Source organism: Marinomonas sp. CT5 (assembly GCF_018336975.1).
Classification (GTDB): Bacteria; Pseudomonadota; Gammaproteobacteria; order Pseudomonadales; family Marinomonadaceae; genus Marinomonas.
On the sequence record NZ_CP025572.1, the window covers coordinates 363201 to 383547 of the forward strand.

Below are 20347 nucleotides of genomic sequence, written 5' to 3' on the forward strand. Positions count from 1 at the left end.
TGCTTATTTTTAAAGGGAGTTAATGTGAAAAAAATCGCTTTGACTGCATGCCTTTTGTCTGTTGGCTGCTCTAGCGTGCCATTGGACAGTATGCTTAAGCTGAGTGCTTTCGATGAAAGCCGTTTTTTAAGTTTGAATCCGCACGAATTAAGAAGTCGAATTGAAGTGGACAGTCCGCTGAAAATTGATGTCGATAAAACAAACTTATCGCTAAAACTGGACTCCTCTAGTGGAGATTTAGTGTTTGATTATCCGTTGAAACTTCTTCTTGTGAAAGATTTACCTGCCGAAGCTCATTGGTTTTCCCCTATACCACCAAGAACCCAATACGTACTTGCTCTGTCCGATGAGGCAATAGATAACTTTACTGCCTTGCAAGCCAGCATGCGTGTAGAGCAACCGAAGCGCTATCATTTGACTATTGATACAGAATTTCAACATAGGTCAGAAGAGCAAAGCGAGGCCGTGCTTTCTGTGTCGATCAAAATGTCAGCAGAAACGGATTACATCACTTTATTGGATAGGGTGTCGATCGATGTTAAGGAGGAACAACTATGATTCGTGAACTGAGTGCCGAAGATATTAATGATGTTGTATCTATTTGGTATTCGGCGTCGGTGAAGGCTCATGATTTTATTGCGGAAACCTTTTGGGACTCGCAAAAAGAGTCGATGCGTGATGTTTATATACCGAATAGTGAAACTTGGGTTTATTGCCAAGATAGCCGTATTTTAGGCTTCATTTCTTACCATCAAGGTTTTGTTGCTGCCCTGTTTGTTTCTCCTGACGCGCAATCTAAAGGTATTGGCACAGCTCTGCTTAATACGTTGAAAGATTGCCATCAGTCACTCAGCCTGACGGTTTATGCTGAAAATAGTCAAGCTTATTCCTTTTATAGCCAACAAGGTTTTGCTGAATTAGAGCGCAGACCTTGTGAGCATACGGGTCATGAAGAAGTCTTAATGTCTTGGACATTAAATGCTTAACAATATTGATAAGGGAGTTCTATAACATGTTGATACGCGAAGCTAAGCGAGAAGATTCAAGCACCATTCTTAGGTTTGTTAAAGAGTTGGCTGCTTATGAAAAAGCAGAGCATGAAGTGCTGGCAACCAAGGAGATGATTGAAAGCTCTATCTTTTCCGAGCATTCCACAACTAAAGCCATCATTTGTGAGAGTGAGGGTAATCCAATTGGTTTTGCTGTGTACTTTTTTAACTATTCCACATGGTTAGGAAAGCATGGTTTATATCTTGAGGATTTGTATGTGTCACCGTCAGAACGAGGCAGTGGTGCTGGAAAAGCGTTACTAAAACATTTGGCAGGAATCGCTGTAGCGAATGACTGTGGGAGATTTGAATGGAGTGTTTTAGATTGGAATAAACCCGCTATCGATTTTTATGAATCACTAGGTGCTAAGCCTAAGAGCGAATGGCTAGGGTATCAGTTAACGGGAGAGTCTCTTGCCGCTTTGGCGGCTTTTTAAATTATAAACTGTGTGGTTGAAGGGCTTTGTTCCCAAATCCTAAAGCTTAAAATATGGCGTTTTATCAACTTGATTTGTCGAGAATTGAACAAGGCGCTCCGCTGTTTTGATCTGCGATATCGCCTTGACTGTGTTGCGTCTTTGGTGGAATAAAAGCAGAGACGTTAATCGAGAACCGATGGGTCTTGTTTAATCATCAGTGCTTTCATTTCTTCAAAGTGGCGGCGAGAAAAATCTGTGATTTTCTCCCAATCCTGCGCGGTCTTTTCGGCCACTTCATCGGATAACACATTGAGAGCTTGCCCTGTCGACCAAGCCGTGACCAGAATTTGGCAGGCTCTTTCTAGTGTCCAAATATCATCGAATGCGATACCGATATCCGAGCTTGTGACCATCACGCCGTGATTGCCCATCAGCAGTCTGCTGTTGTTGGCGAGTAACCCAGATAATCGAGCGCCTTCTTCTTCGGTATCGGCCATGCCACCAAACATGGTGTCAACAGAGACCCGATTGAAATAGCGTGCGGTGTTTTGATCGATAGGAGGAATATTCGGCGATTTCATTGTGGAAATGGCCGTTGTGTACACAGGGTGCAGGTGCATAGCCACACGTACATGAGGCAGGCGTTGGTGCAACTGACCGTGAATAGACCAAGCCGTCGCATCGACTTCTGGTCGTTCTGCGTTGGATGCATCGTCGGCGTCCAAGAGCAATAAGTCACTCGCTTTGATTTGAGAAAAGTGTTTCCACTTTGGGTTGAGTAAAAACTGTTTGCCGTCATCGGATACGGCCGCACTGAAATGATTGGCGACGGCTTCGTGCATCCCCAAATGGGCAATGATGCGAAAGGATGCGGCAAGATCGATACGGAGCGTTTCTTCGATTGAAAGAGCCATAGGTGCCTCCCAAAAAAAGCGTACGCAGATGACTGCGTACGCTTTGACGTTGTTTAGTTAGACATCAGTGTTTTGAGGTCTTCTTCAGTTGGCGCTTGGAAGTGGTATTTCTTAAGTAGCGCTTCGTATTCCGGTGTCTTTTTGTATTTTTCCAGACCAGCAATTAATGCTTCTTTTACTTCATCGTTGCCTTTCTTAACGCCAAAGCCGTTTAGTACTGGGTAGAGTAAGGTGTCCGACGATAAAGTCACGCGATTGCCTAAGCGTTCAACAATACCACCTGCTACCGCGGCATCAGTGATTTGTGCATCAATGGCACGAGACAACATGGCTTGTGTGGTTTGTGGGTCCGTTGGATATTCATTGATCTTTATTGGTTCTAAACCATTGGCTTCACAGTATTCAGCAGAGACTTTTCTTACGGGTTTCAACCATGCCGTTCCTGCCATAGAGCCGATAGTGTGTCCGCAGAAATCTTCAGGGGTTTTAGGTTGGTAGTCGCTGCCTTTAACCGACAAAATAGATACGCCACTTTTTAGGTAAGGAATCATATCAATGACTTTTAAACGTTCTTCCGTGATGTACATAGCCGAGTTGGTGATATCAAAACGGCCGCCACGTAAACCTGGGATCAAGTTCGCCCAACGTGTATCAAGAGTGACAGACTCTCGTCCCATGACTTTCGCTAAGCCGTCTAAGAATTCGATATCAAATCCCGCTGGCTTGTTATCTTTCATATATTCATAAGGGTAAAAAGTGACATCAGAGCCCGCAATGATCTTGCCACTTTCCTTAAAGGCCATGGCATTCATCGAAGAAACGGTTAATAGCGCTCCGGCCGCTCCTAGGGCGAAAGAGCGAAGAGTTTTGCCGTGATTTTTTTTAAGCATAGTCATATTTTGAGTTCCTTTTGAGTGATATAGAGAGTCTGGTTTTTTTAATCATTAAGTTAGTGAAACGTCCTTGAGGAAAGATTCAATTCTTGGGTTGTTTCCTTCACGAAGGACTTGGGGGGAGTTGTCACAGACCACTCGACCTTGTTCCATAAAGACGACACGGTCTGATACTTTGAAGGCAAAGCTCATTTCGTGTGTCACGATCACCATAGTGATGCCTTCTTGCGCTAAATCCTCGATGACTTGTAAAACTTCATTCACTTTCTCTGGATCCAGTGCCGAGGTGGGCTCATCAAATAGCATGATTTGAGGGCGCATCATCAGCGCTCGAGCAATAGCAACACGCTGTTGTTGGCCGCCCGACAATTGATGAGGGTACTTCCAAACATGGTCTAACATGCCCACTTTATAAAGCAGTTGGTAAGCTTGCATTTCCAAGTCTTTACGAGTGCCCATTTTGTGATAACGAGGGGCCAACATAAGGTTTTCAAGCACGGTTAAGTGTGGGAATAAGTTGAAACTTTGGAATACCATGCCAATTTGCGTGCGCAGCTCCGCATTCTCCACAAAGCGTGTTTTGTCTGGGCTTGAACGTAGTAGCTTTAAGAAAGGCTGGCCGTTCAGATCAATAGCACCATTATCCAACTGCTCAAGTCCGTTAAGCAGACGAATTAAGGTGGTTTTTCCTGAGCCAGATGGCCCTATAACCGACACGACTTCTCCGCTATTAATGCTCAAGTTGACTGAGCCAAGTACTTCTACATTATTAAAGGCTTTGTGGAGTTTGGTCGCTTTTAAGGCTGGGCCGTCATAACTCGTTGTTGGCGTAATGGTGGCGGCCGGTGCATTTTTTACTTGCTCAATGAATTCAGCAGAAGGCTGCTTGGTGGTTTTGCGCTTGGTAACGTCAAGGTAGTTTTCTAATTTACCGAGCAGAAAATCAAATACAGTAACGATCAGCACATAATAAATGGCAACCGCGGCCATGGTTTCTAGGACTAAGAAGTTTTGCGTATAAAGACGCTGACCCACCATGAGCACTTCTGTCAAAGAAATGACCGATACTAAAGAGGATAACTTCACAATCGAGATGAATTCATTCGTCAGAGAAGGCAATGCTACTCGCAGGGCTTGTGGAATCACAATTAACCATTGAGCACCGGCAAACCTAATACCTAAGGCTCTAGCCGCTTCACTTTGCCCTTTAGGGATAGAGAGCAGACCACCACGATGAATTTCGGCAACATAGGCACTTTCACACATCACCATCGCGATTAAGCCCGCCCAAAATGGGTCTGAGAGAAGGCCACCGGTGGAGGGGAACAATTGCGGCATGTTGTATACGAAAATGAGCAGTACCAATAAAGGCAAGCTACGAAACAGCCAAATATAAAATTTTGATGGTGCGTTGAACACAACCAGTTTAGATTGTTTACCTAACGCCAATACAAATCCTACAATGATGCTTAGCACCCAACTTGCAAGACTAAGCTTTACCACTGTCCAGCTTGCCCACCAAAAGTCAGAGAAGCTAAACAAGCTAAACAAGTAGTTCCAATCGAACATCATAAAATGATCACCTTACTTCCAGAAAAATAATCAGGTACTGCTTCATATCAAGGAAATGAAACGGCTAATCTGCTTAATCACTATGGAGCGATATCAGGAAGTCAGGCAATTACAATTTTCTTCTCTTCTAGTTTTAAAAAAACTATCTAGTACCAGCCTCTGTCATATTAAAAAAATCATGCACTCAATTAGTTAATTGAATCTTTTCGAAGGCTTTTTTTGCACCAAAAAAGCTCAAGAAAAAACAGGCCTTTTGCTTATGGTCGTTTCGATTTTGGCGGGTGAATTTAAAAATGTTTTAAAAAACAAATGTTTGATTCTGGTTGACGTATTTAGATAGGGGCTGGCATTTGCATTGCTAAGTAAAAAACTATGTAGTTAATAGTATAAAAGACATTTTTTAAATTCAGGTGAGTCATGTATGAGATATTTTACCTTAAAGCAGCTTAATTACTTCACCACTGTCGTGGACACCGAAAGTATTGCCGAGGCATCGAGAAAGCTTCACATTGCTCAGCCTTCTATTTCCATTGCGATCAAAAATTTAGAAGATTCTTTTGGTCAGCAGTTGCTGATTAGGCATCATGCTCAAGGTGTTTCTTTAACGCCCAGTGGCCGTCGTTTTTATGATAAAGCCCGGGAGTTATTGCGCTTTTCACACGAGTTTGAACAAAACACCTTAGCGAACAGCGACACGACCAGCGGAAAAATCTCCATCGGCAGTTTTGAGTCCGTTGCCCCATTGTATATTCCTAAACTGATTGCTGGTTTTAAGCGTCAATATCCTGATATTGAAATACAGCTCATGGATGGCGAACAGCATGAAATCATGGTGGGTCTGCATCGAGGTCAATTTGATATGGCTTTTTTATATGACCTAGAGTTGGATAACTCGATAAGAAAAGAACCGCTAAATGCCCCTCATAAACCTTATGCCTTGTTACCAGTGGATCATCCTTTGGCGGCGAATCCCACTGTCACCTTAGAAGCTTTGAGCCGTGAACCTATGGTGTTGTTAGACGTGATCCCGAGTCGAAATTATTTTTTGAGTATTTTTACTGAAAAAGGCTTACATCCTGAGGTGGCCTACACGTCACCTTCAATTGAAATGGTGCGTTGTATGGTGGGGCAAGGTCAGGGGTTTTCGGTGTTGGTTACGCGCCCTTGTTCCAAAATGACTTACGATGGTCAAGAGTTGGCTTATGTTGAAATTGAAGATGAGATGGAAAGTTCCGCTTTGATTATGGCGCATTTGAAAACCAATGAACCCACCAAACCGGCCCGCTTATTTATGGACTATTGCCGGGCTTTTGACCTAGATAACAACATGGAGGTAGTCGGTTGATGGTATTTGTGACTTTCTCATAAATTTGGGTCGCAAATGTGTTTGGTTAATATTTTATCTATCTAGATCGTATATTAATAATAATTTACTGAGGTTATAGGCTGCCATAAGCTGATTTTAATCCCCGATGGGAACGTATAAATCCGTATAAAAGGCGAGCATAAATGACAGCTAAAATCCAACATATTGACACTCTTATTGTGGGTGCGGGCCAGGCAGGCATCGCTATGAGCGAACACCTTACTCGCCAAAACGTACCTCACATTGTATTAGAAAAAAGTCGTATAGCCGAAGCATGGCGTACTCGACGTTGGGATTCATTAGTGGCGAATGGGCCAGCTTGGCATGACCGCTTTCCAGGGCTAGAGTTTCCTAACGTCGACCCAGACTGCTTTGTGAAAAAAGACAGTGTTGCAGATTACTTTGAAGCGTATGCGGAAAAATTCGAAGCGCCTGTTCATACCGGTGTCGAAGTTCACAGCGTAACCCAAGAGCAAGGCGTTAGCGGCTTTAAGGTGGTGACCTCTGAAGGCGTTTATCAAGCTCAGCGCGTGGTATCCGCGACAGGCCCTTTTCAAACGCCTGTGATTCCGGCAATCGCACCCAAAAATCCCGATCTGTATCAAATCCATTCTGCTGATTATCGTAACCCTGAGCAATTGCCAGAAGGCGCGGTCATGGTGGTCGGTGCTGGCTCTTCTGGTGTGCAAATCGCCGATGAACTGCTGCAATCTGGTCGTAAAGTGTATCTTTCTGTTGGCCCACATGATCGTCCACCACGTAGTTACCGTGGCCGCGACTTTGTCTGGTGGTTAGGTGTATTAGGGTTGTGGGATGCCGCGGCAAATGAGCCTGGAAAAGAGCACGTTACCATTGCGGTTAGTGGCGCCTTGGGAGGCAAAACCATTGATTTCCGTAAGCTCGCAAAAGAAGGCATGAATTTAGTCGGCCGCACGCAATCCTTTGAAGGAGATCATGCGATTTTTGGTGCTGATCTAGCGACAAATATCCGCGAAGGGGATCAAAACTATTTGTCTCTTTTGCGCCAAGCGGATGAGTATATTGCTAAAAATGGCTTAGATCTCCCTGAAGAGCCAGAAGCTCATCAATTACTCGAAGATCCAGATTGTATGACCAACCCGATACTGGATTTAAACCTGAGTGAAGCTGGCGTTACCTCAATCATTTGGGCGACAGGTTACTCAACCGAATATAACTGGTTAGAAGTGGACGCGTTTGATGAAAAAGGTCAACCCGATCACCACCGTGGTGTATCTAAAGCGGCGGGCATCTACTTTCTTGGGCTGCCTTGGCTTTCTCGACGCGGTTCAACCTTTATCTGGGGTGTCTGGCACGATGCGAAATATATAGCGGACCAAATCGTCATTCAGCGCCAATACCAACATTATCCAGATCAAGCTTAATTGGGAGAGCATTATGCCAACGCACACTCGTATCCGAATGTTTAATACAAAAGAGACATATCCGAATCAAACCCTTGATAACGATCTCTGTCAGGCTGTCGTAGCGGGCAATACTGTCTACGTTCGAGGCCAAGTTGGAACGGATTTTGACGGCAACCTTGTTGGTTTAGGGGATCCTCAAGCCCAAGCCGAACAGGCGATGAAAAACGTTAAGCAGTTGTTGGAAGAAGCCGGCAGTGACTTATCGCATATCGTTAAAACGACGACTTACATTACCGATCCAAGGTTTAGAGAGCCTGTTTACCGTGAAGTCGGTAAATGGTTAAAAGGCGTGTTTCCTATTTCTACTGGTTTGGTGGTCGCTGGTTTGGCGCAGCCACAGTGGTTGATGGAAATTGATGTGATTGCCGTGATTCCAGAAACGGATAAATAAGGAGAATTCATATGACGATATCGATAACAGCGTATTGTCCTGATTCGGGCCAATTTGGTATTGCGATCAGCTCTTCTAGTATTGCGGTTGGAGCGCGTTGTCCTTGGTTAATGGCGGGTGTGGGAGCGGTATCTAGTCAGAACATCACGCTGCCAGTCTTAGGGCAAAAAACGCTCGATCAATTGAGTGCAGGCAGCTCGGCGGATCAAGCGCTTAAAGCCGCTTTGGCCCAAGACACCTTTAGTGCTTATCGACAAGTGACCGTGATTGATGCAAATGGCGAGGCCGCCTGTTTCAGTGGCACAGAAACATTAGGTGTGCATCACATGAAGAAAGGCATTAACTGCGTTGCCGCAGGCAACATGCTGTCTGATTCATCCGTGATAGATGCCATGGTAGCCGGGTTTGAAAGTGCTACAGGTGAATTAACAAGCCGTTTGTTGGAAGCCCTCAAGGCAGGTATTCAGCACGGTGGCGAAGCGGGACCTGAGCATTCTGCGGCAGTGAAAGTCGTGGATGATTATCCTTGGCCGCTCGTTGATTTGCGCGTTGATTGGGCCGATGAAAACCCAGTCGATGAGCTGATGGCTTTATGGCAAGACTATGAGCCGCAGATGAACGCGTATGTCACCAGAGCGCTTGATCCTCGTAAAGCGCCTAGCTACGGTGTTCCAGGTGATGAGTAAGACCCAAGAAACGCATCATGCCAGCGTACGCTCATTGTTGAGTACCTTGTTGTCTTTTGATACCACGAGTCGTGAATCGAACCTTAAATTGATTGAGTTTATCCAAGACTACCTTGATAAACTTGGTGTGGAATCGACCCTGATTTATAACGACGAACGTACCAAAGCCAACTTGTATGCTCGACTTGGGCCTGCTGGCGATGGTGGGGTGATGCTGTCTGGGCATACCGATGTCGTTCCTGTTGATGGTCAGAAATGGACCTGTCAGCCATTTGAATTGACGGAACAAGACGGCAAATACTACGGTCGAGGCAGCGCGGATATGAAGGGCTATCTCGCCTGTGTGCTGGCGATGATGCCGAGTTTTCAGTCGAAAACATTGAGAATGCCGGTCTATCTTGCCTTCTCCTATGACGAAGAAGTTGGCTGTTTAGGCGTACGCAGCTTAATTGATCACCTAAATACCTCTCTTGAAAAGCCTGCTTTATGCATTATCGGTGAACCGACCAGTATGAAACCTGTGTACGGTCACAAAGGTAAAGTGGCTATGCGCTGTAAGGTGCATGGTAAAGCGTGTCATTCCGCCTATGCGCCAGAAGGTGTCAACGCCATTGAGTACGCCGCGCAGATGATTTCACAGCTGTCTACCTTGGCCGAACCTTTGAAGCAGCAAGTGGACGATCGCTTTGATCCACCCTACAGTACCTTGCAAACTGGGGTGATTAAAGGCGGCATTGCTTTGAACATCGTACCGGAGTTCTGTCAGTTTGATGTGGAGATGCGCTACTTACCTGGGGTCAACGCACAAGAAACATTTGATTCATTAGCCGACTACGCTAAGCAGACGTTAGAACCTAAGATGAAGGCCATTTCAGAGGACTCGACGATTGAGCTAGAAGCTTTGTCGGCGTATCCACCACTGTTAACCGATAAACAGTCTGAATTCGCTCAATGGATGGCTCAATGGGCTGAAAGCGAAGCATTTCAAACGGTGGCCTTTGGGACGGAAGGCGGGCTCTTTGACGAAGCGGGGGTCGCCACTATGGTGTGTGGTCCGGGTAGCATGGATCAAGGACATAAGCCGGATGAGTTTGTTTCTATTGAGCAAATACAACAATGCTCGAAAATGTTGCAAAACCTATGTGACTGGCTGACTACTGAGTAACAATACCTACTAAAAAAGCCAGCGTGTTTGTATAAAACACGCAGGCTTTTTTTTGTATTCATCAGTCGTTTCGAGAATTAAAGCACCGCACCGATAAATTGTTTCAGTTCATCGGTCTGCGGGTTAGATAACAGCGTTTTAGAATCCCCTTGTTCCCAGACTTTGCCTTGGTGCATGAAGACTACTCGGCTACCAACATCGCGGGCGAAGTTCATTTCATGGGTCACCAGTACTAAGGTGATGCCTTCTTCTGCCAGTTGTTCGAGCACTTTTAATACTTCGCCAACCAGTTCAGGGTCGAGTGCAGACGTAATTTCATCGCACAGTAGGACTTTTGGTGACATGGCTAAAGCGCGGGCAATAGCGACACGTTGTTGCTGTCCACCGGATAGTTTTTCTGGAAAACTGTCGAATTTTTCGGCCAGTCCTACTTTTTCTAGCATGGCACGGGCCGTTTTTTCAGCTTCGGCTTTGCTTTTCTTTAACACGATCGTCGGTGCGAGCATGACGTTTTCGCCCACTGTCATGTGTGGGAAAAGATTGAAGTTTTGGAAGATCATTCCAACACTCAGTGCAAGGCGACGTACTTGAATGTCTTCACTGGTGACCTCTTTTCCATCAACCGTAATACCGCCGTCTTGGTATTGCTCCAAGCCATTAATGCAGCGCAATAGAGTACTTTTACCTGAACCACTCTTGCCGATGATAGACACCACTTCGCCCGCTTTGATATCGAGATCAATGCCTTTTAGCACATGGTGTTCGCCATAGTATTTATGGACTTGATGTAAGTTAACGAGAGACATTGAATTTTTTCTCCAGATGCTTGCTGTACAAAGACAATGGATAACAAAGTACAAAATAAATAAGAGCGACTAGGGTGAATATTTTGAAGGGTTCAAAGGTGGCATTGTTTAACATGGTGCCTACTTTCGTTAGCTCCACAAAACCAATCACCGATGCCAAGGCCGTGCCTTTAATTACCTGAACAGAAAAACCGACCGTTGGTGCCGTCGCGACACGAATCGCTTGTGGCAAGATAATAAAACGCAAGGTTTGTAAGAAGCTCAAGCCCAAACAGCGGCTGGCTTCCCATTGGCCTTTTGGCAATGTATCGATACAGCCACGCCAGATTTCTACTAGAAAGGCACTGGTGAAAAATGTCAGTGACAAAATAGCGGCGCTCCATGCTGAGATTTCGTAACCCAACATAGACAAACCAAAGAAGCACAAGAACATCTGCATCAATAGTGGTGTGCCTTGAAAGAGTTCCACATAAATTTTTACGATGCGCTGCAGGATTGGGTTACGTGTCAAACGCATGGCGGTTAAGGCCAATGCGACCGTTGTGCCACCTATAAACGCTGCGAGTGATAATAAAATCGTCCATTGTGTCGCAAACATCAGATTGCGCAGAATGTCGTAGTTAGAAAATTCGATCATTGAGTTTCCCTCATTTTACTTATTGAATGCTTTTTAATGGGACGTTCGATAAGCAAATAGGCGTTTTCCTAAGGCATTAAAAGCAAATCTCAGCAGAATCGATAAGCCAAGATAGAGCAAGGCGGTAACTAAATAGCTTTCAAAAGCACGGAAGTTTCGAGATTGCACAAGGTTGGCTGCGTAAGTTAAGTCTTGTACGGAAATTTGTGAAATTACCGCTGACCCCAGCATAACGATGATGCATTGGCTGGTGAGCGCAGGGTAAATTTTTTCAAACGCTGGAATGAAAATCACGCGAGTTAGGGTTTGGCGAAAGTTAAGCCCCAACACTTTTGCCGCTTCCATCTGACCTTTGGAAATACTCGCAAGGCCCGCTCGAATGATTTCTGTACTATAAGCACCAAGGTTAATGGTCAGTGCAATCATGCTGGCTTGCCATGGTGTTAACATCACGCCAATGGCAGGCAAACCAAAGAAGATAAAAAACAATTGGACAATAAAGGGCGTGTTACGAATAAGCTCGACATACACACTGACGATGCGTTGACTGGCTCGGTTGCCGTATTGGCGTACGGTCGCGCAGACCGTACCCAATATCACACCCAAGATCGTCGTCAGTACAGTGAGTTCAACCGTGGTTTTTAAACCACTTAAGAACACGTCGCTGTATTGCAAAAGATCTGAGAAATACAACATAGCGAAACCTTATGCGCCGAAGCCTTTAGGTAATGGAGCTTTTAACCACTTCATTGAAATCTCGTTTAGTTCACCCGATGCTAAAGCCGCTTTAATGAGCTCATTAACTTTCGCTTGTAGAGCTGTTTCGCCTTTTGCCATACCGATATAGCAAGGAGAGTTTTTCAGCATGAATTTGTTTTCAGGAGCACGTTTTGGTTGACGTTTTGCGATCTCAGCGGCAACCAAGTTACCGGTAGCGATCAAGTTAACTTGGCCAGAAAGGTAAGCGGTCAAGGTCGTGTTGTTGTCTTCAAAGCGACGAACATTGACGGATTTTGGTGCATTTTTTTCCAGCTCCAAATCTTCCACCGAACCGCGTGTTACGCCCACTGTTTTATTCGCTAGTTCTTCAATTTTGTTTACAGATACATCTTTAGAGCCAAATACGCCAAGGAAGAAAGGAGCGTATGGTGTCGAAAAGTCGATGGCTTTTTCGCGCTCTGGGTTTTTGCCAAGACTCGAAATAACCAAATCGACTTTTTTCGTTTGTAGGTAAGGAATGCGGTTTGCGCTTGTCACTGGGATTATTTCGATTTTTACGCCCATCTCGTCTGCAATGTAATTAGCCATGTCCACATCGATACCTTGTGGTTTCAAATTGGTGCCAATTGAGCCAAACGGAGGGAAGTCTTGAGGGACCGCAATACGAATCAGGTTACGATCTTTTATGTCTTGTAATACATCAGCCGTTGCATTTAGTGCGCTGAATCCAGCAGCGATGATCAGGGTTTTACTGAGTAGTTTGGTCAATCTTTTCATGGGTGAGGGTTCCTATTTGTTTAGTGAATGCCTGAAACGCAATTTGCAACACCCATGCCAACATGAAACAAAAGTTTCTTATCTATTGATTTGTGTAACAAATAACGGCAAATACCATACTTAACTCTAGACGCAAGCCGATGCACTTATAAAAACTATTTGAGGAATTGATGATTTTGAGCTGTATTTTATGCGCCAATATGGGGCGAGGTGGTTTTTTTGGTGCGCTATTAGCTCTGGCCGTGTTTTTTTATGGCTCAGTGAGTTGTCTGGTGGGAAAGCGATAAACTAAGTTGGCAGCTTAATGATAATCTATTACCGTAGAGCAAAATATTTCCCAATAGAGGTTCATACGTGGCGACAAAGCAGGATGTGCTATCCCTGATCGAGCAGACTTACCCAACCCTGTCTCCTTCAGCGCGATCCATAGCGAACTATTTACAACAAAATCCCTTGGCGATTGTGAGTCAAACATCCGCAGAGATTGCCGAAAACACCAATACGTCAAAAGCGACGGTGAGTCGTTTCTTTCGTCAGCTTGGTTATGATTCACAACAAGGGGCGAAACAAGCGCAATTGGCCTTGCGCGAAAGCGGTGTGCCGATATTCACCCAAGGCTCGTCGTTAGACCAAACAGCCCAAGAGCTCAAAAACTTGTCCTTGACCTTTGAAGGCTTGCGACCAGAAACCCTAAACGACATCAGTGAACGATTAGCCAAAGCCAGTCGCGTGACTTTAATTGGTTTTCGTAATGCTTATCCACTGGCGCTGCATTTTCGCCAGCAGCTGCAACAAGTGCGTCATTCTGTGCGCCTATTACCACAACCAGGGCAAACCCTAGGCGAGGATCTTCACGATATTCTTGACGATGAAGTGATTGTCTTGCTCGGCTTTAGACGCCGTACCCGCCAGTTCAAAAAAATCGTGGAAGCGCTTGAAGGTCGAACCACCGTCTTGATTACCGACCCAACTGGGCAAGTCTACAACCAACAAGTGTCTCATGTGTTGGTGTGCCATCTTGGCAATGAAAGTCCTTTTGACAGCTATGCTGCACCAATGAGTTTGATTTCCATGCTGTGCAACCGAGTGTTTGGCTTTTTGGGCGATGCCGCTAGTCGTCAGACGCAGGCGATTTCGGCCTTGTATGAGGATTTGGATGAATTGGAGCCTTAACGGCTACGACTATTGCGCTCGGTAATACTTTGTTAAATACACCCACACTGTTTGCGACAGGTCGGCAGAAAAAAGAGATTTATTTTTCGTTTCAGTTGACAGGGTTGTGAAACGATTGTTTCATATGTGCTAATCAAGCGGAGGACATATGAAACATTTCATGGTACAAGATCCCTTTCTTACATTAGATTCAGCATCGAGCGAAACGGCTTATAGTGACTCATCACCAGTTGATCCTGCTTTGCCGTTAAGCGGTTTGCGTCTGGCGGTGAAAGATTTGTTTCATATGGCAGGGCTGCCCACTTCCGCAGGCAATCCAACTTGGCTGGCTACTCATCCCATTCCAACAAAAACAGCTTCCAGCGTGAGCGCTTTGCTGAATCAAGGGGCTATTTTTTCAGGCAAAACCATTACCGATGAGTTGGCATACAGTCTAAATGGACAAAATATTCATTATGGAACACCCTCAAACCCAGTGACACCAAATCGTCTCCCAGGCGGCTCGTCATCGGGTTCGGCGGTGGCTGTGGCGGCGGATCTGGTTGACATCGGATTAGGCACAGACACAGGGGGCTCGATTCGTGTCCCAGCCAGTTATAACGGTTTATTTGGCTTGCGCCCCACTCATGGTGTGATACCCGTCGACAACATGGTCGCACTTGCGCCTTCTTTCGATACGGTGGGTTGGCTGACCAGAGATTTAGATACATTAGCGAAAATAGCTAGCGTTTTACTTAAAAGCAAACCCCCTAAAAAATTTAATAACATCTTGATAGTTAAGAATTTAATCGATCAAGTAGCGCATGGAAAAGAAATTAATGCTCAGCTGCAAACTTGGCGTGATCAAGGTTGTCTTGCCAAAGAGTCTTCCATCGTTATCGATACCAAAGCCTGGAAAACCAGTGAAACCTTTCGAACATTGCAGGGCGCAGAAATCTGGCACGAACATGGCAAATGGATTAAGAGTCTAGAAAACCTCGAGGGCGTTAATGCCTCGGCGGTATTTGCGCCAGACATTCAATCTCGTTTTGATTGGTCGAAAAGCATTTCGGCAGCCGATGTGGCGACCGCGCAGCAACAAAGACAGCGATTCGTTGATTGGTTAGAACAGGAAATCGAAGGGGCGGTGTTGATTATCCCAACTACTCCCGGTTTAGCGCCTTTGTTTGATGCGGCGGAAGATGAATTGGCGGCTTATCGCAACCAGTTAATGGACATCACCGCCATTGCTGGACTGGCTGGACTGCCGCAATTGCATTTACCGGTTTGTCGTTTAGATGGTGCACCTTGTGGCTTGTCTTTAGTAGGTTCAAAAGGCACTGATATGGCGCTGATTGAGTTCGCAAAAACCTTAATGGAGTAACGTGTTGTGAGTACTTTGAAACCCAATAATGCTGAGAAAAAGAACGACATTGCGTTTACTGCTCCCCATTTTAAAGCCACCGAAACAGGACAGAAAATCCTTGAGCAAGGTGGCACGGCGATAGAAGCCATGGTGGCGGCTGCGGCGACGATTGCCGTGGTGTATCCCCATATGAATGGCTTGGGCGGCGATGGTTTTTGGTTGATTAGTGAACCGGGTAAAACACCTATTGGCATTGATGCTTCTGGAAAATCAGCCGCATTGGCGACATTGGATTTTTATTGCGGCCACGACAGCATTCCAGCGCGAGGTGGCAAAGCAGCTTTGACTATGGCGGGTGCTGTGGCTGGCTGGCAAGAAGCCTTGGCCGTCAGTCAAACGTGGCAAGCTGCCTCCAACGCACAAAACATGCCCTTAACGGACCTATTAAAAGACGCTATTGAGTTAGCGAAAAACGGCAGTGCAGTCACCAAAACCTACCTTGATGCGAGCAACAAAACCTTTGCTGATTTGGTCAGCGTTCAATGCTTTGCTTCGACATTTCTAAAGCAGGGTGGCCTATACGAAAAAGGTGATGTTTTGACCTTGCCTGCCCTGGCGCAAACGCTAGAGCAGTTGGCAGAAAAAGGGCTGGACGATTTTTATCAGGGCGATATTGCCGAGCGCTTAGCGAAAGATTTGGCGACCGCAGGGTCTCCGATTCGTTTAACAGACTTTCATTCTTATCAAGCAAAACGGGTTGAGCCGTTGCAGGTCAAAACCAGTGTTGGCTCGCTTTATAACTTGCCAGCGCCCACGCAAGGTATCGCGTCTTTATTGATTTTGGCCTTGTATGACAAGTTGTATACGCAAGGGAAAAGCGCCACAGACATGGCGCACTTGTTGATTGAATGTACCAAACAAGCCTTTATCGCGCGCAATGAATTTGTCACAGACGAATCGCGTTTAGCCATGGATTTATCCTCCTTGCTAGAGAGTGATCAGCTAGAAAAGATGTGCCACGAGATCGCCTTAGAACGGGCACAAGCTTGGCCACATCAAGCCAAACATGGCGACACCATTTGGATGGGCGCGTGTGACAGCGAAGGCCGTATGGTCAGTTACATTCAGAGTTTGTACTGGGAATTTGGCAGTGGTGTAGTCAGTCCTTCTACTGGCATTGTGTGGAACAACCGTGGCTCGTCATTTTCTCTTGAAGAAGGTTCTTTGCAAGAGCTGGGGCCGAATTTAAAACCCTTTCACACCTTGAATCCAGCGTTTGCTGAGTTGAACGATGGTCGTCGTATGAGTTACGGCACCATGGGTGGCGAAGGTCAGCCACAAACTCAAGCGGCATTATTCAGTCGTTATGTTTATCACCAAATGCCATTGGCGCAAGCCATCAGCGAAGGCCGTTGGTTGCTGGGTCGTACTTGGGGGGATGTCAGCCATAATTTGAAAATCGAAAGGGATTTTGCCGATATGGTCGCTGAAGAATTGGTTAATCGCGGTCACGATTTAGTGGTCGTTGATTCGTGTAATGAATTAATGGGTCATGCCGGTGCTGTGGTGCTTCATAACGAAGGTCACACCGAAGCCGCGACAGATCCACGCAGTGATGGCTTGGCTATCGACAGTCATTTTATTCGTAATAATCTCATTTAGGAGCAAACAGAAACATGTCATTCATAATGGAAAACTATTCCATGATTCTCGCCATGATGGCAACGGGTGTAGTCGGTGGAATCTTAGCCGGTTTGTTAGGCGTTGGCGGCGGTATTGTTATCGTGCCTGTGTTGTATTTCTTGTATCAAGGTTTGGGGGTGAGTGCGGATTCAGCCATGTTGGTGGCGACGGCGACTTCTCTGGCTACCATTATTCCTACTTCAATCAGTTCGATCCGTTCCCATAAGGCCAAAGGTAATGTGGATTTCGATTTGCTGAAACGTTGGGGCTTTTTCATCTTCGCTGGTGTGATGGTGGGAAGTTTTGTGGTGACTCGAGTGGAAGGGGAATGGTTGTCTTTGTTGTTTGGTATCATTGCCACCTTGTCTGCATTGAATATGTTATTAGGCAAAAAAGACAGTGTATTCAAATCCTTACCTGGGAGTGCAGGGCAAAGCGTAATGGCCACTTGCATTGGCTTTTTCAGCTCTATGGTGGGCATTGGTGGCGGTACGCTGACAGTGCCGACTCTAACATTTTGTAACTACCCAGCTCATCGCGCCGTGGGCACAGCGGCCGCCGTTGGTCTGATCATTTCATTGCCAGCGGCATTAACCATGCTGATTTTTGGTCAAAGTCCTGTTGATGCGCCTTATGGCACAGTGGGTTTGGTTAACTTGATTGGTGTGGCTTGTATCGTTCCATTGACGGTTTTATTTGCTCCCGTTGGCGCAGGGTTAGCGCATCGTTTAGACGCGTCTAAATTGAAGAAAGTCTTTGCTGTCGTGTTGATCTTCACTGGCATCAAAATGCTTTATCAAGTTTTAGGTTAGGAGATTATTATGCAGCCACTTTCATTGCCGCCAAGACTTCTTATGGGCCCCGGCCCAATTAATTGTTACCCACGTGTGTTGTCAGCGATGTCGACTCAGTTAGTGGGGCAATACGACCCAAGCATGACCAGCTACATGAACGAAGTCATGGAATTGTATCGTCGTGTTTTTAATACTCAGAACCAGCAAACTTTTCTGATCGATGGCACGTCTCGAGCGGGTATCGAAGCCACTTTGGTGTCTTGTTTGGAACCGGGCGATAAAGTATTGATCCCTATTTTTGGTCGTTTCGGTCACTTGTTAGCGGAAATTGCTGAACGCGCCGATGCGGAAGTTCACACCATCGAAGTGCCTTGGGGGGACGTGTTTGATCCTCAGCAAATCGAAGACGCCATCAAGAAAGTACAGCCTAAGTTATTGGCGATTGTTCAGGGTGACACTTCCACCACTATGTTCCAACCTTTGGAAGAATTGGGTGATATTTGTCGCGCTCACGATGTGTTGTTCTACACCGATGCCACGGCATCAATTGGTGGCAACCCGTTGGAAGTGGACGCATGGAAAATCGATGCGGTGTCTGTTGGTTTGCAAAAGTGTTTGGGTGGGCCGTCTGGCAGCGCACCGATCACCTTGAGCGATCGTTTTGTGTCTTGCGTACGCAAGCGTGCTCATGTGGAAGCAGGGATTCGTGACGCTCATCATCAAGAGTCAGCAGGTCTTCGTATTCGCTCTAACTATTTTGATCTACCTATGATTATGGATTACTGGGGAGAAGAGCGTCTGAACCACCATACGGAAGCCGCTACCATGCTGTTTGGCTCCCGCGAGTGTGCGATCCAATTGCTTAGCGAAGGTCAGGATGCAGTGATTAAACGCCATCAATTGGCTGGTAACGCTATGTTGCAAGGTGTGATTGCGATGGGCTTGCAGCCGTTCGGAAATCTCAAACACAAGATGAGCAACGTGGTTGGCGTTAATATTCCAGAGCAGGTAAATGGTGAGCAAGTTCGCCACGATTTATTGAACATCTTTAATATCGAAATCGGCACCAGCTTTGGTCCATTAAAAGGCAAGGTGTGGCGTATTGGCACCATGGGCTACAACGCTCGCCAAGATGCGGTGTTGCATACTTTGCAGTCACTGGAAACCGTACTTCGTCGCGCTGGCTTTGCGTTACCTGCTGGCGCAGCGGTAGACGCAGCAATGGCTGTCTACAATGGAGATAAATAATGATTGATTGCAACAATCTCGCTCAGCGGGTTATGGACCGCTGTGACGAACTTGGCAAAATCAGTCAAAGCGACGATTGCCTAGATCGTCGCTATCTCACCAAGGAACACAAACAAGCCAATGGACTGGTGGGCGGCTGGATGCAAGAAGCAGGTATGCACACCTGGCAGGACGAAGCTGGTAACCTTTGGGGGCGCTGGGAAGCCGCAGACCCACAAGCACCTCGTTTTATCATGGGCAGTCATCTGGATACGGTGCCAAATGGCGGTCAATACGATGGCATGCTGGGGGTTATCACGCCGGTGACTTTGATCGGTGCTATGCAACAAGCGGGAATCCGTTTGCCATTTCATCTTGATGTGGTGGGATTCGGGGATGAGGAAGGCACGCGTTTTAGTTCTACTTTGTTGGGAAGTCGTGCTTTGACGGGGCAATGGCCTGAGAGTTGGGCGGATTTGACGGACAGTGATGGCATTAGTTTGTCACAAGCCCTTAAAGACTTTGGTTCGGACTTTGCGAACATTCCTAATGCCGCCATTTCGACAGACAACTTGCTTGGTTATCTTGAGTTACATATTGAACAAGGGCCAGTATTAGAAAGTTTGGATTTGCCCGTCGGTGTCGTGAGCGCCATCGCAGGGGCGAAACGCTTCGAGTTCAATGTTACTGGTATGGCGGGGCACGCAGGCACGGTTCCAATGAATCTGCGACAGGATGCACTTTGTGCCAGCAGTGAAATGATTTTGGCAATAGAGAAAGTCGCACAGCAGCATGGCATTGTGGCTACAGTAGGTCGTATTCAGAATCGTCCTAATGGTGTGAACGTGATTTCGGGTAACACAGGATTTTCTCTGGATATTCGTAGCGAATTTGATGACAAACGCGATGTGGCTCTGGATGAAATTTTGCAGGAATTAGAGACCATTGCGGCTCGCCGGAATGTCCGTGTTGAACGCAAAGCCACTCATGCCGCCAATGCGGTTCATTGCGACGAAAAACTGCAAGGCAAACTTCGCAGCGCCATTGAAGCGCAAAGTATGGCTGTTCATACCTTGTTCTCAGGAGCGGGTCATGATGCCATGGCGATTGCGGATATTTGCCCTGTGGCAATGCTGTTTATGCGTTGCGATAAAGGCATTAGTCATCATCCTGCAGAAGCCATCGATACGCCAGATGTGGCGGTGACCTTGGCGGTGTTGAACCACACATTACAGAATTTGGCCTAACGTTTTTTATGGCGACTCAGCATAACGCCTCGCTCCTT

The 20347-nt window shown here is 46.2% G+C and carries 21 protein-coding genes; 14 read left to right on the forward strand and 7 right to left on the reverse strand.

Going from position 1 to position 20347, the window contains the following annotated elements; all coding sequences use genetic code 11:
* Window positions 1-24 precede the first annotated feature (24 nt).
* From C0J08_RS01735 to C0J08_RS01745, 3 genes are read left to right on the forward strand one after another with little or no spacing between them, the layout of a single operon-like run.
* A complete protein-coding gene (locus tag C0J08_RS01735) occupies window positions 25-558 on the forward strand; it encodes a hypothetical protein (RefSeq protein ID WP_212654420.1) in 534 nt (177 codons plus the stop codon).
* On the forward strand, window positions 555-986 hold the full coding sequence (locus tag C0J08_RS01740) for an N-acetyltransferase (protein WP_011978268.1): 432 nt from the start codon (window positions 555-557) through the stop codon (window positions 984-986). Before C0J08_RS01735 ends, C0J08_RS01740 begins: the two co-directional genes overlap by 4 nt.
* 26 nt (window positions 987-1012) lie before the next feature.
* Complete coding sequence (locus tag C0J08_RS01745; RefSeq protein ID WP_212654421.1) at window positions 1013-1486, forward strand: GNAT family N-acetyltransferase; 474 nt, start codon at window positions 1013-1015, stop codon at window positions 1484-1486.
* A 164-nt stretch (window positions 1487-1650) separates the two neighbouring features.
* On the opposite strand, the gene C0J08_RS01750 is transcribed toward C0J08_RS01745, so the two are convergent.
* From C0J08_RS01750 to C0J08_RS01760, 3 genes are read right to left on the reverse strand one after another with little or no spacing between them, the layout of a single operon-like run.
* Window positions 1651-2382: a class II aldolase and adducin N-terminal domain-containing protein gene (locus C0J08_RS01750; RefSeq protein ID WP_212654422.1), complete on the reverse strand. Its 732-nt coding sequence runs from the start codon at window positions 2380-2382 to the stop codon at window positions 1651-1653.
* Between the two features lie 53 nt (window positions 2383-2435).
* Window positions 2436-3278 carry an ABC transporter substrate-binding protein gene (locus C0J08_RS01755; protein ID WP_212654423.1) on the reverse strand — a complete coding sequence of 281 codons (843 nt, stop codon included), beginning with the start codon at window positions 3276-3278 and terminating at the stop codon, window positions 2436-2438.
* A gap of 48 nt (window positions 3279-3326) precedes the next feature.
* A complete protein-coding gene (locus tag C0J08_RS01760) occupies window positions 3327-4847 on the reverse strand; it encodes an amino acid ABC transporter permease/ATP-binding protein (RefSeq protein ID WP_212654424.1) in 1521 nt (506 codons plus the stop codon).
* A 421-nt stretch (window positions 4848-5268) separates the two neighbouring features.
* On the opposite strand from C0J08_RS01760, the gene C0J08_RS01765 reads away from it, so the two are divergent.
* From C0J08_RS01765 to argE, 5 genes are all read left to right on the forward strand, one after another.
* Window positions 5269-6192: a LysR substrate-binding domain-containing protein gene (locus C0J08_RS01765; protein WP_212654425.1), complete on the forward strand. Its 924-nt coding sequence runs from the start codon at window positions 5269-5271 to the stop codon at window positions 6190-6192.
* A gap of 164 nt (window positions 6193-6356) precedes the next feature.
* A complete protein-coding gene (locus C0J08_RS01770; protein ID WP_212654426.1) occupies window positions 6357-7616 on the forward strand; it encodes a flavin-containing monooxygenase in 1260 nt (419 codons plus the stop codon).
* A gap of 13 nt (window positions 7617-7629) precedes the next feature.
* A complete protein-coding gene (locus C0J08_RS01775) occupies window positions 7630-8049 on the forward strand; it encodes a RidA family protein (protein WP_212654427.1) in 420 nt (139 codons plus the stop codon).
* Window positions 8050-8060: 11 nt separating this feature from the next.
* The gene (locus C0J08_RS01780) at window positions 8061-8735 is read left to right on the forward strand and encodes a DUF1028 domain-containing protein (RefSeq protein WP_212654428.1); all 675 of its coding nucleotides are present in this window, start codon (window positions 8061-8063) and stop codon (window positions 8733-8735) included.
* Entirely contained in the window at window positions 8728-9900 is a 1173-nt protein-coding gene (argE, locus tag C0J08_RS01785) for an acetylornithine deacetylase (RefSeq protein WP_212654429.1), read from the forward strand. Before C0J08_RS01780 ends, argE begins: the two co-directional genes overlap by 8 nt.
* Window positions 9901-9977: 77 nt before the next feature.
* On the opposite strand, the gene C0J08_RS01790 is transcribed toward argE, so the two are convergent.
* The 4 genes from C0J08_RS01790 to C0J08_RS01805 are packed head-to-tail and all read right to left on the reverse strand — an operon-like array spanning window position 9978 to window position 12840.
* Window positions 9978-10706, reverse strand: coding sequence for an amino acid ABC transporter ATP-binding protein (locus tag C0J08_RS01790; RefSeq protein ID WP_212654430.1), 729 nt, complete (start codon window positions 10704-10706; stop codon window positions 9978-9980).
* Complete coding sequence (locus C0J08_RS01795) at window positions 10693-11343, reverse strand: amino acid ABC transporter permease (protein WP_212654431.1); 651 nt, start codon at window positions 11341-11343, stop codon at window positions 10693-10695. The genes C0J08_RS01790 and C0J08_RS01795 overlap by 14 nt, the downstream gene beginning before the upstream one ends.
* A gap of 33 nt (window positions 11344-11376) precedes the next feature.
* The gene (locus C0J08_RS01800) at window positions 11377-12039 is read right to left on the reverse strand and encodes an amino acid ABC transporter permease (protein ID WP_212654432.1); all 663 of its coding nucleotides are present in this window, start codon (window positions 12037-12039) and stop codon (window positions 11377-11379) included.
* A 9-nt stretch (window positions 12040-12048) separates the two neighbouring features.
* Window positions 12049-12840 (reverse strand): transporter substrate-binding domain-containing protein, encoded by a 792-nt coding sequence (locus C0J08_RS01805; RefSeq protein WP_212654433.1) that lies wholly within the window; start codon window positions 12838-12840, stop codon window positions 12049-12051.
* 354 nt (window positions 12841-13194) lie between these two features.
* Between C0J08_RS01805 and C0J08_RS01810 the strand changes: the two genes are divergently transcribed.
* From C0J08_RS01810 to C0J08_RS01835, 6 genes are all read left to right on the forward strand, one after another.
* The gene (locus C0J08_RS01810; protein ID WP_212654434.1) at window positions 13195-14013 is read left to right on the forward strand and encodes a MurR/RpiR family transcriptional regulator; all 819 of its coding nucleotides are present in this window, start codon (window positions 13195-13197) and stop codon (window positions 14011-14013) included.
* Window positions 14014-14161: 148 nt separating this feature from the next.
* A complete protein-coding gene (locus tag C0J08_RS01815) occupies window positions 14162-15376 on the forward strand; it encodes an amidase (protein WP_212654435.1) in 1215 nt (404 codons plus the stop codon).
* A gap of 6 nt (window positions 15377-15382) precedes the next feature.
* A complete protein-coding gene (locus C0J08_RS01820) occupies window positions 15383-17020 on the forward strand; it encodes a gamma-glutamyltransferase family protein (protein WP_212654436.1) in 1638 nt (545 codons plus the stop codon).
* A gap of 14 nt (window positions 17021-17034) precedes the next feature.
* Window positions 17035-17853 (forward strand): sulfite exporter TauE/SafE family protein, encoded by an 819-nt coding sequence (locus tag C0J08_RS01825; protein WP_212654437.1) that lies wholly within the window; start codon window positions 17035-17037, stop codon window positions 17851-17853.
* A gap of 9 nt (window positions 17854-17862) precedes the next feature.
* Window positions 17863-19083 carry a pyridoxal-phosphate-dependent aminotransferase family protein gene (locus tag C0J08_RS01830; protein ID WP_212654438.1) on the forward strand — a complete coding sequence of 407 codons (1221 nt, stop codon included), beginning with the start codon at window positions 17863-17865 and terminating at the stop codon, window positions 19081-19083.
* Window positions 19083-20309: an allantoate amidohydrolase gene (locus tag C0J08_RS01835; protein WP_212654439.1), complete on the forward strand. Its 1227-nt coding sequence runs from the start codon at window positions 19083-19085 to the stop codon at window positions 20307-20309. The genes C0J08_RS01830 and C0J08_RS01835 overlap by 1 nt, the downstream gene beginning before the upstream one ends.
* Window positions 20310-20347: the final 38 nt, after the last annotated feature.